Source organism: Ruegeria sp. C11 (assembly GCF_056537725.1).
In genome coordinates, this window is record NZ_JBQFSB010000010.1 from 87,366 (window position 1) to 101,546 (window position 14,181).

The window sequence follows — 14,181 nt, forward strand, 5'->3', positions numbered from 1 at the left end:
CATCGAAGCTGCGCGCCACGGGGAAAACGGTTCAGTCCAACCCCATGGCGGTCATCATCTCTTCGATTTTCGGCACGTCTTGTGGGTTGTTCAGCTCCCAGAACTGGCGACCCCTGGCCTCGACCTCGACGCACAGTACTTTGCGACCGTTTTCCATGAAGCGCAGCTGCTCCAGCCCTTCTAGATTTTCCAACGGTCCTGCTGCCCAGGCCGGATAGGCGCTTAGCGCATCGGGGCGATAGGCATAGACACCAACATGGTGAAAAACCGGTGTGTTATCGGTGCTGGCATAAGTGTCCGAGGTATAGGGAATGACCTCTTTCGAAAAATACATCGCGCTGTGATCTGCCCCGAACACGGCGGTGGTGCCGCCTACACGTCCGTTCTTGCGGTCGTTCAGCAAACTGTTGAGCGCATCGCCGTCACAGCGCAGAACTGGCGTCGCCACCCCGGCATCAGGTGCCGCGCGCAGCCCCTGAACCAGATCCTCGACAAACCAGTGCGGTGTCAGCGGCGCGTCGCCCTGCAGGTTCACGATAATCTCGTAATCTCCGCCCAGCACCGTATGCGCCTCGGCGCAGCGCTCGGTTCCGTTGACGCAGGATTCCGAGGTCATCACCACGTCGGCCCCGAAACCTTCGGCCACCTCGCGGATGCGGTCGTCATCCGTTGCAACCACGACACGGTCTACGCCCGACACGGCTTTGGCCGCGCGCCACGACCGTTCGATTAGCGTCATCGAAGTTCCATTAGCGCCGGTCAGCGGCACCAGCGGTTTGCCGGGATACCGGGTCGAAGCGTAACGGGCGGGGATCGCGATCAGAACGGACATCAGGCCTCCTTCAGTTCAACACCCGGAGCATAGGCGATGAAAAACGGATTGGCATAGCCATCCTTGCCGTATCCCAGCGGTGAATGATCATCAAAGCGTACCACTTTGCCCCCTGCACCCGCCAACACGGCGTGGCCTGCGGCAGTGTCCCACTCCATCGTGCGGCCAACGCGGGGATAGAGATCCGCCTCGCCGGTCGCCACCAGACAGAACTTGAGCGACGAGCCCGCGCTTTTGCTGTCCTGCACCTGATACTTGTTGATGTAATCCTCGGTCGCCTGATCCCTGTGCGATTTGGACGCCACGATCAAAAGCGCTGAATTGTCCGGTTTAGACACTGATATCGGCGCCAATTCCCCGGCCTGTGCTTTGTCCAGCGCGCCGGTTTCCTCGACCGACTGACCATCGGCCTGTGTGTAGAACATCCGCCCTTTGGCCGGGGCATAGACCACGCCGCGGGTCGGCACACCGTTTTCCACAAGCGCGATATTCACGGTGAAATCGCCCCGCCGGTTGATGAATTCCTTGGTGCCGTCCAGCGGATCGACGATCAGAAACGTATCGCCCTTTTCCGAATGGGATGCGGCCTGTTCTTCGGTCACGAGCAGGATATCGGGAAAGGCGTCACGCAATCCGGCCGAGATCAGCGCATCCGCCGCTTCATCCGCCTCGGTCACCGGGCTGGAATCGGATTTGACCTTCACGTCGAAATCGTCGGCGTTGTAAATCTCCATGATCTTGTCGCCTGCTTCCAGGGCCAGACGGCGGATAACGGGGATAAGGGTTTCGTAGGTCACAAAATTGCTCCGATCCTGTGATTTGTTGATCTGCAAACTTGTCGATCTTATGGTGTGATGCAAAGGGTTCGGCAAGATTTACATGGCATGATCCCGGAAATGACGCAGGTAAAATTCTTCGGTGTTTCAGTACAAGCGCAATAGAACCCTGATCGGTGCCGCCATTTCGACGGCTGAACTGGTGTTTCATGGCATCGTGCGCAATGTGCGTTCGAAGCATTCGAATGCCGTTCTGGCGATTGTGCTGAATATCATTCAGGTCGTCCTGATGGTCGCCGTCTTCTACCTGATCATGACCTTTGTGATGGGTGGGCGTGTCGCGCGAATTCGGGGCGAATTCATTCTGTACCTGCTGTCGGGCGTGTTTCTGTTTCAGGGCCATATCAAGGCTGTTGCTGCCATTTCAGGGGTGGGAACCGGCAACAATCCGATGATGCTTCATTCACCAATGAACATGATGGTGGTTCTTTTGGCGGCGGCGTTCCAGACACTCTATGTCCAGATAATGTCTCTGATCGCTATCCTGTTCATCTATCATGTCACGATCAACCCGTTGGAAATTCAGGATCCGGGCGGCGCATTTGCCATGCTTGTTCTGGCTTGGTTCACAGGCTGCGCTGTGGGGCTGGTATTTCTGGCGATCCAGCCGTGGTTTCCCACGGTTGCAAGTATCGGAAGCAGCGTTTACCGGCGCATGAATATGGTGTTTTCCGGCAAAATGGTCGTTGCCAACGCCTTGCCGCCCTTCATGCTGAAGGTTTTCGACTGGAATCCGCTGTTTCATGCCATCGACCAATGCCGTGGCTTCATCTTCCGAAACTATTTTCCGCGTGTGACCAGCTGGGAATACGCCCTATGGGTCGGCATTGTTCTGGTGATGATTGGCCTGATGGCCGAATTCTATACCCGGCAGCAGGTGTCGAAAAGCTGGTTCGCCCGCCGCTGAGTGTCAGGTCGCGACGCGCAGCGTCAGGTTGAGCCGCCCGCCCTTGAGCAGCAGGCGGGACGAACCGAACCGGATTCGATCCACACCATGATAGGTCAGGCGCGCTGGCCCGCCCATGACCACCACATCCCCCGAACTCAGCCACAGCGATTCGGTTTTGCCGCCCCGGCTGGTGTTGCCGATCCTGAACAGTGCGTCATCCCCCAACGAGATCGAGACAACAGGCCAGGAAAAATCCGCCTCGTCCTTGTCCTGATGCAATCCCATCCGGCTGCCCTCGCCATAATAGTTGATGAGACAACAATCCGGCGCGCGGTCAGCCCCGGTCAGGTGTCGCCAGATATCCAAAACCGATGCCGGAATGTCGGGCCATGTCACGCCCGTGGGGTGGGTGGGCTGATATCTGTAGCCGCTTTTGTCGGTGACCCATCCCAGCGCCCCGGCCGAGGTCATGCGAACCGACATCTGTTTCCCGGACGGGGTCGTTGGCCGGACCAGCGGGGCGGCCTTCAGAATCGGCCGCAACTCCTCGATAAGACCCGACTGTGCCGCCCCGTCCAGATAGCCTTTTCTGATGTCGAAACCGCGCAACAGCAGCTGAGTCATCCCGGAAACCCCAATCCTTTCCAAATCCTTGCCAAAAAAGGCCCGAAAATCGTGAAAACCTGCATTTCACGACGCTTGCAGGCCACGTTTCCGGCCCTTATATACGCCGGGACGCGCGATGGTGTAGTGCTGTCGCGCACATCAGATCGGGGCCGGGATGCCGTAACGGGTTCAGGCCTCGGGACATCGCCTTGAAGAGAAAGGGATCGAACCTATGGGAAAAGTAATTGGCATTGACCTCGGCACAACCAACTCGTGCGTGGCAATCATGGACGGCTCTCAGCCGAAGGTCATCGAAAATGCGGAAGGGGCGCGGACCACGCCCTCGATCGTCGCCTTCACCGAAGATGAGCGACTGGTCGGTCAGCCTGCTAAACGTCAGGCGGTCACCAACCCCGACAACACGATTTTCGGCGTCAAGCGTCTGATCGGTCGTCGTGTGGATGATGCAGAAGTCGAAAAAGACAAGAAAATGGTGCCCTATGCCATCGTAAATGGCGGCAATGGCGACGCGTGGGTCGAAGCCCGCGGTGAAAAGTACTCCCCAAGCCAGATCTCGGCCTTCACTCTGGGCAAGATGAAGGAAACCGCCGAGAGCTATCTGGGTGAGGAAGTCACGCAGGCGGTCATCACCGTTCCGGCATACTTCAACGACGCACAGCGTCAGGCCACCAAAGACGCTGGCAAGATCGCCGGTCTGGAAGTGCTGCGGATCATCAACGAACCGACAGCGGCTGCTCTGGCTTATGGTCTGGACAAAGAAGAAACCCAGACCATCGCAGTCTATGACCTTGGTGGTGGTACCTTCGACGTGACCATCCTGGAAATCGACGACGGCCTGTTCGAGGTCAAATCGACCAACGGTGACACCTTCCTGGGTGGTGAAGACTTTGACATGCGCATCGTCAACTACCTGGCGGATGAGTTCAAAAAGGAACACGGTGTCGATCTGTCCGCTGACAAGATGGCCCTGCAGCGTCTGAAAGAAGCCGCTGAAAAAGCCAAGATCGAGCTGTCCTCGACATCGCAGACCGAAATCAACCAGCCGTTCATCTCGATGGGTTCGAACGGTCAGCCGCTGCACATGGTCATGAAACTGACCCGTGCCAAGCTGGAATCGCTGGTTGGCGACCTGATCAAGAAATCGATGAAGCCGTGCCAGGCCGCTCTGAAAGACGCAGGTCTGTCGCCTTCGGATGTGGATGAGGTTGTTCTGGTCGGTGGTATGACCCGGATGCCGAAAGTGATCGAAGAGGTCACCAAGTTCTTCGGTAAAGAGCCGCACAAGGGTGTGAACCCGGACGAAGTGGTTGCCATGGGCGCCGCCATTCAGGCCGGTGTTCTGCAGGGCGACGTCAAGGACGTGGTTCTGCTGGACGTGACCCCGCTGTCGCTGGGTATCGAAACGCTGGGTGGCGTGTTCACCCGCCTGATCGACCGCAACACCACGATCCCGACGAAAAAGTCTCAGGTCTTCTCGACCGCCGAGGACAACCAGAACGCCGTGACCATCCGCGTGTTCCAGGGTGAGCGTGAAATGGCCGCGGACAACAAGATCCTGGGTCAGTTCAACCTCGAAGACATCCCGCCCGCACCGCGCGGCATGCCTCAGATCGAGGTGACTTTTGACATCGATGCCAACGGCATTGTCTCGGTTTCGGCCAAGGACAAAGGCACCGGCAAAGAGCAGAAGATCACCATTCAGGCCTCTGGTGGTCTGTCCGAAGAGGACATCGACAAGATGGTCAAGGACGCCGAGGACAATGCCGAGGCAGATAAGGAACGTCGCGAGCTGATCGAGGCGAAGAACCAGGCCGAAAGCCTGATCCACTCGACCGAAAAGTCGATGGAAGAGCATTCGGACAAGGTCGATCCGACCACGATCGAAGCCATCGAGCTGGCGATTGCCGCGCTTAAGGACGAGATCGAGACGGACAATGCCGACAAGATCAAGTCCGGCATCCAGAACGTGACCGAAGCCGCCATGAAGCTGGGCGAAGCCATCTACAAGGCGCAGGCTGAAGAAGCGGATGATGAACCGGCAGCAGCAGACGCTGCGCCCGGCGATGATGACATCGTCGATGCCGAATTCGAAGATCTGGATGACGACAAGCGTAACTAACGGGTAACCGGGCCAATGCGGGCCGGTCCGGTTGCCGGGCCGGCCCGATTACGTTGAGGCAGAAGGAAAAACTGATGTCAAAACGCGACTACTACGATGTGCTCGGCGTGTCCAAGGGCGCATCGGCGGACGAGATCAAAAAGGGCTTTCGCAGGAAAGCCAAGGAATTGCATCCCGACCGCAACAAGGACAACCCGGATGCCGAGGCGCAGTTCAAGGAAGCGAACGAAGCCTATGACGTTCTGAAAGACGGTGAGAAAAAGGCCGCCTATGACCGCTTTGGCCACGCGGCGTTCGAAAACGGCATGGGTGGCGGTGGCCGCCCCGGTGGCGGTTTCGGGTCGGGCGATTTCTCCAGCGCGTTTTCGGACGTGTTCGATGACCTGTTCGGTGATTTCATGGGTGGTCAGCGCGGAGGTGGCGGCGGACGCCGGGCCGCGCGCGGGTCCGACCTGCGCTATAACCTGCGCGTAACGCTGGAAGAGGCGTTTGCGGGGATGCAAAAGACGATCAACGTCCCCACTGCGGTTGGTTGCTCGTCCTGTGATGGAACCGGTGCCGAAGGCGGTGCCGAACCCTCGACCTGTCCGACCTGTTCGGGCATGGGCAAGGTGCGGGCTCAGCAGGGCTTTTTCACGGTTGAACGCACATGCCCCACCTGCTCCGGGCTGGGTCAGATTATCAACAATCCCTGTAAATCCTGTCAGGGTGCTGGCCGCGTTGAAAAAGAACGCGCGCTGTCCGTCAACATTCCCGCCGGTGTCGAAACCGGCACCCGCATCCGCCTGGCAGGCGAGGGAGAGGCCGGAATGCGCGGCGGCCCTCCGGGTGATCTTTACATCTTTGTCGAGGTTTCTCCACATCAGCTGTTCGAACGCGATAGCGTGAACCTCTATTGCCGTGTTCCGGTCAGCATGGCCAAGGCTGCACTGGGCGGATCGATCGAGGTTCCCACCATTGATGGCGGTCGCGGCCGCGTTCAGATCCCGGCCGGCAGCCAGTCCGGCCGCCAGATGCGCCTGCGCAGCAAGGGTATGCCAGCCCTGCGCGGCGGCGGTGTTGGCGACATGTTCATCGAACTGGCCGTCGAAACCCCGGTCAACCTGACCAGCCGCCAGAAAGAGCTGCTGCGCGAGTTCGAAGAGCTGGGCGAAGACAACCATCCCGAATCCAAAAGCTTCTTTTCCTCGGTGAAAACCTTTTGGGACGGGATGAAGGGCTAAGCCCGACCACAACCCGAATTCAGGCCGGCCCAATCGGGCCGGCCTTTTTTTGGCCTGATCAATAAGTCCAGATTGGCCTCAATCCCCACAGGATTGGCCCTTGATTCCTGCGCCATCCCCTGAGATTGTCCGCGCCAACCGTTGGGGTGCCCGATTGCGGGCTGAGAGGCGTGGATGCGTTAACCCATCGAACCTGATCCGGGCAATTCCGGCGTAGGGAACGGTCTAAAGACAAGAGAACGTTTTTTATGCCCCGCGTTGCCCAAGTGAATTGGAGCAACCACATGGCGCATATCGCGTTGACAATAGCGGGATCTGACAGCGGCGGCGGAGCGGGCATTCAGGCCGACCTCAAGGCCATGTCCGCGCTGGGCGTTTACGGCGCCAGCGTGATTACGGCGGTCACTGCCCAGAACACGCAGGCGGTTACTGCGGTTCACGGGATTCCGCTGGACGTTATTGCGGCCCAGATCGACGCGGTTCTGAGTGATCTGGATGTCCGGGCGATCAAGATCGGGATGCTTGCCACACCCGAAATCATCCAGACGGTCGCTGATGGGATTTCCGGCTTTGACGGCCCGGTGGTCCTCGACCCGGTGATGATCGCCAAATCCGGCGATGCGTTGCTGGCCCGCGATGCGGTACAATCCCTGCGCGACCTGCTGGTTCCCCGCGCCACGGTGCTGACCCCGAACTTGCCCGAGGCCGCCTGTCTGTTGAATGAAATGGTCGCCGAAACGGATGATGAGATGATCCGGCAGGGATATGCTCTGTCCGCCATGGGGGCCAAATCTGTCCTGATGAAAGGCGGGCACGGCAAGGGCGATCTGTGCCGCGACCTGCTGATCGACAGTACCGGCGTTTTGGCGCAGTTCGAGGCCCCGCGACAGGACACGAAAAACACCCATGGAACCGGCTGCACCCTGTCATCCTCGATTACAGCCGGACTGGCCATGGGGCTGACGGTGCCCGAGGCGACGGCGCAGGCGCATGACTATCTGCAGGGTGCGATCTCGCAGGCGGATGGTCTTGCGGTTGGACATGGACATGGTCCGGTGCATCACTTCCATCGGGTCTGGGGCGCGTGACGGATTTCTCGGTCATAGGTGCCGGTGTCTCCGGCCTTGCGGTTGCGACCGAACTGGTCGCGCGCGGGGCAACGGTTCAAATCTTCGACCCCGGCGGGGTGCCGGGGCCGCATTGCTGTTCCTGGTGGGCAGGCGGCATGCTGGCGCCTTGGTGCGAGTACGAAAACGCCGAAGAACCCGTGCTGCGGCTGGGGCAGCAAGCCATCGGCTGGTGGGCCGAAAAAACTCAGGTAACACGTCACGGGACCCTGGTTGTCGCCAGTGGCCGGGACATGCCCGATCTGCGCCGTTTTGCCCGCCGTACCGAAGGCTTTGCCGAGGTGGATCGGGCGAAAATAGCCGAGTTAGAGCCTGATCTGCACAAATTCGGCAAAGGTCTTTTCTTTGCGGACGAGGCGCATCTTGACCCGCGCAAGGCACTGCAGGATCTCGCGCGCAGATTGCAGGACAACGGCGTGGTGTTTCACCGCAAACTGGCTCCGGCGCGTCTTGAAAACGCGATCGACTGCCGGGGCCTGCACGCCCGCGACCTGCTCTATGACCTGCGCGGCGTCAAAGGCGAGATGCTGGTGATCCGCTGCCCGGATGTCACTCTGTCGCGCCCAGTGCGCCTGCTGCATCCGCGTATGCCGCTGTACATCGTACCGCGCGGAGACGGCGTTTACATGCTGGGCGCGACGATGATCGAATCCGAGGACAGCAGCCGGATCACCGCCCGCTCGATGCTGGAAATGCTCAGCGCCGCCTATGCCCTGAACCCTGCCTTTGGCGAGGCCGAGGTGCTGGAAATCGGCGTCGATCTGCGCCCCGCCTTCCCCGACAATCTGCCGCGTATCCGGCGGCTGGGGCGGACAATCTATGCCAACGGTCTCTATCGTCACGGCTACCTGCTGGCGCCCGCGCTGGCGCAGGGGGTGGCCGATCTGGCGCTGGAAAACAAACATTCGGAGATGGTCGATGAAGATCGTGCTTAACGGCGAACCGCGCGAGGTGCGCGCCGAAACCCTGTCTGAACTGCTGGCCGAATGCGGGTTTTCCGGTCGCGTCGCCACAGCGGTGAACGAAGATTTCGTGCCCTCGGGCCTGCGCGTCGCCCACAAACTGACCGATGGCGACCGGGTCGAGGTCGTCGCGCCGATGCAGGGGGGCTGAGAATGAAACGCTTCTACGGCACTGAACTGCCAAACCCGCTGATGCTGGGCACGGCGCAATATCCCAGCCCGGCCATTCTGGAACAGGTGTTCCGTGACAGCGGGGCAGGGGTTGCCACCGTATCCCTGCGCCGAGAAGGCGCGGGCGGTGCCGGGCAGACATTCTGGCAGATGATCCGCGATCTGGGCGTGCTGGTCCTGCCCAACACTGCCGGTTGCCACACGGTGAAAGAGGCCGTGACCACCGCCCATATGGCGCGCGAGGTGTTCGACACAAAATGGATCAAGCTAGAGCTGATCGGCCACACCGACAGCCTGCAGCCGGATGTGTTCCAACTGGTCGAGGCCGCGCGCATCCTGACCGAGGACGGGTTTCAGGTCTTTCCCTACACCACTGACGATCTGATCGTGGGCGAACGTCTGCTCGAAGCCGGTTGTGAGGTGTTGATGCCCTGGGGCGCGCCCATCGGCTCGGGCCGGGGGTTGAACAACGAATATGCCCTGCGTGCCATGCGCGCCGAATTTCCCGATGTGCCGCTGGTCATTGATGCCGGCATCGGCTTGCCCAGCCATGCGGCTCACGCGATGGAGCTTGGGTTCGATGCGGTTTTGCTGAACACGGCCGTGGCCCGTGCCGGCGATCCCGCGGCTATGGCGCGCGCCATGGCGCTGGCGATTCAAGCCGGGCAACAGGCCCATCAGGCCGACCCGATCGAGGCGCGCGACATGGCCGAGGCCTCGACCCCAGTTATCGGAAAGGCATTCCTGTCATGACTCTCGACCGGTTCTACCCGATCTTCGACCACTCCGACTGGTTGCGCCGGATGCTACCGCTGGGTGTCAAACTGGTGCAGTTGCGCATTAAGGACCAGCCGGATGAGGTTGTTCGTCAGGAAATCGCCACTTCACAGGCGCTGTGCGCTGAACATGGCGCGGTTCTGGTGGTGAACGACTATTGGCAGGCCGCCATCGACGCCGGGTGCGACTGGATTCATCTGGGGCAGGAAGATCTGGACGACGCCGATCTGAAGGCAATCCGCAAAGCGGGTCTAAAACTAGGTGTTTCCACCCATGACGATGACGAGCTCGAGCGTGTTTTGTCGATGGGCCCCGACTATGTGGCGTTGGGTCCGGTCTATCCAACCATCCTGAAAAAGATGAAATGGGAACAGCAGGGCCTGCCGCGCGTGACCGAATGGAAGGCGCGCGTGGGGGATATCCCGCTGGTCGGGATCGGCGGCATGAGTGTCGAACGCGCGCCCGGCGTCTTTGCAGCGGGGGCCGATATCGTCTCAGCCGTCACCGACATCACGCTGAACGCCGACCCCGAGGCGCGCGTGCGCGCATGGATCGAGGTCAGCCGATGACACGCTATGCCCGCCAGATGATCCTGCCCGAGGTGGGTGAGCAGGGGCAAAGCCGCCTTGCCGCTGCGCGGGTTCTGGTCGTCGGCGCAGGCGGGCTTGCCGCCCCGGCGCTGCCGCTGCTGGCGGGCGCAGGCATCGGTCACCTGATGATCATCGACGCGGACACCGTCTCGCTGTCGAACCTGCATCGCCAGACGCTGTTCACTGAACAGGATTGTGGTCGTCCCAAGGCCGAGGCCGCCGCCGACCGCTGCCGCCGGATCAATTCCGATATCGAAATCATCGGTACGAACCAGAAGATCACCCCTGAAAATGCTGTAGGATTTGTACAAAACGCCGATCTGGTGCTGGATTGCGCCGACAGCTACGCCGCCAGCTACACGCTGTCTGATACCTGTCTTGCGCTGGGCAAACCTCTGATCAGCGCCTCCGTCCTCGGTCTGTCGGGATATGTCGGCGGGTTCTGTGGAGGGGCCCCATCCCTGCGCGCGGTGTTCCCCGATGCTCCTGACAGCGGCGCAAGCTGCGCCACCGCGGGCGTGCTGGGACCGGTTGTTGCGATGCTGGGCGCGATGCAGGCACAGATGGCATTGAGTGTGATCCTTGATCTGGAACCGTCCCCTTTGGGGCAGCTTGTCCAGTTCGATGCAACCACCTGCCGCAGCTCCGGATTCCGGTTTGATCGCGCTCCTGAGCCGGCACAATTCTTCCCCTTCGTCACCGCCAGCGCGTTGACCGAAACTGATCTGATCGTCGAGCTGCGAGATGTGGATGAGGCACCGACACCGATCCACCCGGATGCTCGTCGGATATCACCGGAAAATCTCAAAATAGAGCCTAACAAAGGGCAAAGATTGGCCCTTTGCTGTGCCACCGGTCTGCGCGCATGGCGCGCGGCCGAGCGTATTCAACCGGATTGGCCGGGCGAGATTGTCCTCGTCGCGGCTTCAACCTCGTGAACAGAAGGAAACGCGAGACATGAAAAAGCTGATCGCTGCAATCACCCTGCTGGCCGCTGCACCAGCCTGGGCCGAAGATAAGATGACCGTGCTGCTGGACTGGTTCATCAACCCTGATCACGGGCCGATCATCGTGGCACAGGAAAATGGTTATTTTGCAGAACAGGGGCTTGAGGTCGAAATCGTACCACCCGCAGACCCTTCGGCCCCGCCGCGCCTGGTCGCTGCTGGTCAGGCTGATCTGGCCGTGTCCTACCAGCCGCAACTGCATCTGCAAATCCACGAAGGTCTGCCCCTGAAACGCGTTGGGACGCTGGTCGCCACGCCGCTCAACTGCCTGCTGGTCCTGAAGGACGGGCCGATCAAATCGCCTGCAGACCTGAAAGGAAAGAAGATCGGCTTCTCGGTCGCGGGCGTTGAAGAGGCGGTTCTGAGCACTGTTCTGGGCAAATATGACGTCAAACTGGATGATGTTGAGCTGATCAACGTCAACTTCTCGCTGTCGCCTTCGCTGATGTCCGGTCAGGTGGATGCTGTGATCGGCGCATATCGCAATTTCGAACTGAATCAGATGGACATCGAAGGCCGTCCCGGCACCTGCTTTTACATCGAGGAAGAGGGCGTTCCGGCCTATGATGAACTGATCTATGTCGCCAATCCGGACACCATGGATCAGGACAAGGTCGCACGTTTTTTGGCCTCGACCGAAAAGGCGACCCAGTACATTGTCAACAACCCCGACAAAAGCTGGGAGATCTTCTCGTCCACCTCGCCCGAGCTTCAGGACGAGCTGAACGCCCGCGCCTGGGTTGATACGCTGCCCCGTTTCGCACTGCGCCCGGCGGGTCTTGAGGCGGGTCGGTATGCCCGGTTCGAGGCCTTCCTGAAAGACAGCGGCATGATCGACAGCATCAACCCGGTCAGCGACATTGCCATTGACGTGACCGCGCAATGAGCGGTCAGGACTATGGCCGCGCCTTCGCGCTGATGCGCGATGCGGCGCAGGAGCCGTGGCGGGATTACACCCGCCACGCCTTTGTCGAAGGGATGAAGGACGGCACACTGCCGCGCCCGGCATTTCTGCATTATCTGCGACAGGACTATGTGTTCCTGATCCATTTCTCACGCGCCTGGGCGCTGGCGGTGGTAAAGTCGGAAACGCATGAAGAGATGCTGGCCGCCGCGCGTACAGTAAACGGGCTGATCAGCGAAGAGATGAAGCTGCATATCGGTGTCTGCGAAGCAGCGGGCATTCCGCAGGACGAATTATTCGCAACACCGGAACGTTCTGAGAATCTGGCCTATACGCGCTTTGTTCTCGAAGCAGGGTACAGCGGCGATTTGCTGGATCTTCTGGCAGCCCTTGCGCCCTGCGTTATGGGTTACGGCGAAATTGGCACGCGCCTGAGTTCCGAGGCTACTTCGGAAACCTATCGCGACTGGATCGATACCTATGCGGGTGATGAGTATCAAGATGCCTGCCGTGCAGTTGGAGAATTGCTGGATTCGGCTCTAACTCGAAGGATTGGCCCGGATTTCGCTGCCTCGCCACGCTGGGAACGCCTGTGCCGAACCTTCCGTACAGCCACTGAACTGGAGGTAAACTTCTGGCAAATGGGTCTGACCCCGTGACACCTGCGCCCGAAATCACCATCAGTGGACAGGCCCGCATTGACGCTGCGCCGCTGTTCGCGCCGTTGTCCCTGACGCTTGCGGCGGGGCAATGGACCTGTCTTCTGGGTGGCTCGGGCGTCGGAAAAACCACGGTCCTGCGCCTGATCGCAGGTCTGGCGACCGGCGCTGAGTTTGTAGGGGAAATTACCGCGACAGACAGCGTATCGGTCCCGGACCGGGTGGCCTATATGGCGCAGGATGATCTGTTGCTGCCTTGGGCTACGGTTGCGCAGAATGTCTCGTTGGGTGCGCGACTGCGGGGCGAGAGGGTCGATCTGGATCGACGCGAGCGCCTGATCAAGCGGATGCGCCTGCAGGATCATATGTCAAAAAAGCCCGGCGAGCTTTCAGGCGGTCAGCGCCAGCGCGTCGCGCTGGCACGCACGTTGATGGAAGATCGCCCCATTGTCCTGTTGGATGAACCCTTTTCGGCCCTTGATGCGCGCACCCGCGCCGACATGCAGGACCTGGCCGCCGAAGCGCTGTTGGGGCGCACCGTCCTGCTGGTCACCCATGATCCCGGAGAGGCCGCACGACTGGGGCAAACCATTGTCGTCATGACGCAGCATGGCTTGACCCACTGTCAGCCGCCGCACGCACCCGCTCCGAGAAAGGTGGATGATCTAGAGACGCTGGAGACTCAGGGGTCTTTGCTGCGTCTGTTGCGGGAGGGTTCGGCATGAAATACCTGTCCGCCCTTGCCGCAACCGTGTTCGCGGTTGCTGTCTGGCAGGCCATCGTCACCCTGACGGGTCTGCCCAAGTTCATACTGCCGGGGCCAGCGCTGGTGGCCGAAACCTGGTGGCAAAACCGCTGGCTGATTGCGGAACATACATGGATCACCGCGGTTGAGGTGCTGATTGGCCTCGCTTGCGGGACGTTATTGGGTGTAATCACCGCCCTGCAACTGGCCAATTCGCGGGCCGCACGGGTATTGGTGCAGCCGATGCTTGTGTTCACACAGGCGTTGCCCGTTTTTGCGCTGGCACCTCTGTTGACCTTGTGGCTGGGCTATGGGCTTTGGTCCAAGGTGGCGATGGCTGTTTTGATCATCTATTTCCCGATTACCTCGTCATTCTTTGACGGGCTGATGCGGACGCCACCCGGATATCTGGATCTTGCGCGCACCATGCAGGCCGGGCCGCGCGCGGTGTTGTGGCATATCCGCATTCCCGCCGCGCTGCCCTCACTTGCATCCGGAATGCGACTGGCTGCGGTTTACGCGCCAATTGGTGCGGTGATCGGTGAATGGGTAGGGTCATCGCAGGGGCTGGGCTATCTGATGCTGCTAGCGAATGGTCGTGCCAAAACTGATCTGATGTTTGCCGCGATGCTGACCTTGGGGGTGTTTTCGGTTGTGTTGCATATGGCTGTGCGGCGTGCGACCGCGCGCATGGCCGGTGAGTCGCATTAACC

At 60.2% G+C, this 14,181-nt stretch carries 16 protein-coding genes and 1 riboswitch; of the genes, 13 read left to right on the forward strand and 3 right to left on the reverse strand.

The genetic code is table 11. The annotated features are described in order from the left end of the window. Positions 1–31: 31 nt before the first annotated feature. Positions 32–832 carry a 3-deoxy-manno-octulosonate cytidylyltransferase gene (locus tag ACR0NA_RS17325; protein ID WP_480731028.1) on the reverse strand — a complete coding sequence of 267 codons (801 nt, stop codon included), beginning with the start codon at positions 830–832 and terminating at the stop codon, positions 32–34. Then, entirely contained in the window at positions 832–1,629 is a 798-nt protein-coding gene (cysQ, locus tag ACR0NA_RS17330) for a 3'(2'),5'-bisphosphate nucleotidase CysQ (protein WP_480731031.1), read from the reverse strand. The genes ACR0NA_RS17325 and cysQ overlap by 1 nt, the downstream gene beginning before the upstream one ends. Positions 1,630–1,750: 121 nt before the next feature. Between cysQ and ACR0NA_RS17335 the strand changes: the two genes are divergently transcribed. Continuing rightward, complete coding sequence (locus tag ACR0NA_RS17335; RefSeq protein ID WP_170655215.1) at positions 1,751–2,575, forward strand: ABC-2 transporter permease; 825 nt, start codon at positions 1,751–1,753, stop codon at positions 2,573–2,575. Positions 2,576–2,578: 3 nt separating this feature from the next. Here the strand turns inward: ACR0NA_RS17335 and ACR0NA_RS17340 are convergent, their stop codons facing one another. Next, on the reverse strand, positions 2,579–3,181 hold the full coding sequence (locus ACR0NA_RS17340) for an alpha-ketoglutarate-dependent dioxygenase AlkB family protein (RefSeq protein ID WP_480731033.1): 603 nt from the start codon (positions 3,179–3,181) through the stop codon (positions 2,579–2,581). Positions 3,182–3,395: 214 nt separating this feature from the next. Between ACR0NA_RS17340 and dnaK the strand changes: the two genes are divergently transcribed. From dnaK to ACR0NA_RS17400, 12 genes are all read left to right on the forward strand, one after another. Further along, a complete protein-coding gene (dnaK, locus tag ACR0NA_RS17345) occupies positions 3,396–5,303 on the forward strand; it encodes a molecular chaperone DnaK (RefSeq protein WP_170655208.1) in 1,908 nt (635 codons plus the stop codon). A gap of 74 nt (positions 5,304–5,377) precedes the next feature. Beyond that, a complete protein-coding gene (gene dnaJ, locus ACR0NA_RS17350; protein ID WP_170655206.1) occupies positions 5,378–6,526 on the forward strand; it encodes a molecular chaperone DnaJ in 1,149 nt (382 codons plus the stop codon). A 132-nt stretch (positions 6,527–6,658) separates the two neighbouring features. After that, a riboswitch (TPP riboswitch) is annotated at positions 6,659–6,763 on the forward strand. Positions 6,764–6,810: 47 nt separating this feature from the next. Then, positions 6,811–7,614 carry a bifunctional hydroxymethylpyrimidine kinase/phosphomethylpyrimidine kinase gene (gene thiD / locus ACR0NA_RS17355; RefSeq protein WP_480731035.1) on the forward strand — a complete coding sequence of 268 codons (804 nt, stop codon included), beginning with the start codon at positions 6,811–6,813 and terminating at the stop codon, positions 7,612–7,614. Next, positions 7,611–8,588 carry an FAD-dependent oxidoreductase gene (locus ACR0NA_RS17360; RefSeq protein WP_480731038.1) on the forward strand — a complete coding sequence of 326 codons (978 nt, stop codon included), beginning with the start codon at positions 7,611–7,613 and terminating at the stop codon, positions 8,586–8,588. The genes thiD and ACR0NA_RS17360 overlap by 4 nt, the downstream gene beginning before the upstream one ends. Further along, entirely contained in the window at positions 8,572–8,766 is a 195-nt protein-coding gene (thiS, locus tag ACR0NA_RS17365) for a sulfur carrier protein ThiS (protein WP_170655197.1), read from the forward strand. Before ACR0NA_RS17360 ends, thiS begins: the two co-directional genes overlap by 17 nt. Before the next feature lie 2 nt (positions 8,767–8,768). Beyond that, positions 8,769–9,539, forward strand: a complete 771-nt coding sequence (locus ACR0NA_RS17370) for a thiazole synthase (protein WP_480731040.1) — start codon at positions 8,769–8,771, stop codon at positions 9,537–9,539. Further along, on the forward strand, positions 9,536–10,132 hold the full coding sequence (locus ACR0NA_RS17375; protein ID WP_480731042.1) for a thiamine phosphate synthase: 597 nt from the start codon (positions 9,536–9,538) through the stop codon (positions 10,130–10,132). Before ACR0NA_RS17370 ends, ACR0NA_RS17375 begins: the two co-directional genes overlap by 4 nt. Next, positions 10,129–11,091: a HesA/MoeB/ThiF family protein gene (locus ACR0NA_RS17380; protein WP_480731044.1), complete on the forward strand. Its 963-nt coding sequence runs from the start codon at positions 10,129–10,131 to the stop codon at positions 11,089–11,091. The genes ACR0NA_RS17375 and ACR0NA_RS17380 overlap by 4 nt, the downstream gene beginning before the upstream one ends. Positions 11,092–11,110: 19 nt before the next feature. Then, a complete protein-coding gene (locus ACR0NA_RS17385) occupies positions 11,111–12,046 on the forward strand; it encodes an ABC transporter substrate-binding protein (protein ID WP_480731046.1) in 936 nt (311 codons plus the stop codon). Continuing rightward, on the forward strand, positions 12,043–12,723 hold the full coding sequence (tenA, locus tag ACR0NA_RS17390; protein ID WP_480731048.1) for a thiaminase II: 681 nt from the start codon (positions 12,043–12,045) through the stop codon (positions 12,721–12,723). The genes ACR0NA_RS17385 and tenA overlap by 4 nt, the downstream gene beginning before the upstream one ends. Further along, on the forward strand, positions 12,720–13,448 hold the full coding sequence (locus ACR0NA_RS17395; RefSeq protein WP_480731050.1) for an ABC transporter ATP-binding protein: 729 nt from the start codon (positions 12,720–12,722) through the stop codon (positions 13,446–13,448). The genes tenA and ACR0NA_RS17395 overlap by 4 nt, the downstream gene beginning before the upstream one ends. After that, positions 13,445–14,179, forward strand: a complete 735-nt coding sequence (locus ACR0NA_RS17400) for an ABC transporter permease (RefSeq protein ID WP_480452573.1) — start codon at positions 13,445–13,447, stop codon at positions 14,177–14,179. The genes ACR0NA_RS17395 and ACR0NA_RS17400 overlap by 4 nt, the downstream gene beginning before the upstream one ends. Positions 14,180–14,181: the final 2 nt, after the last annotated feature.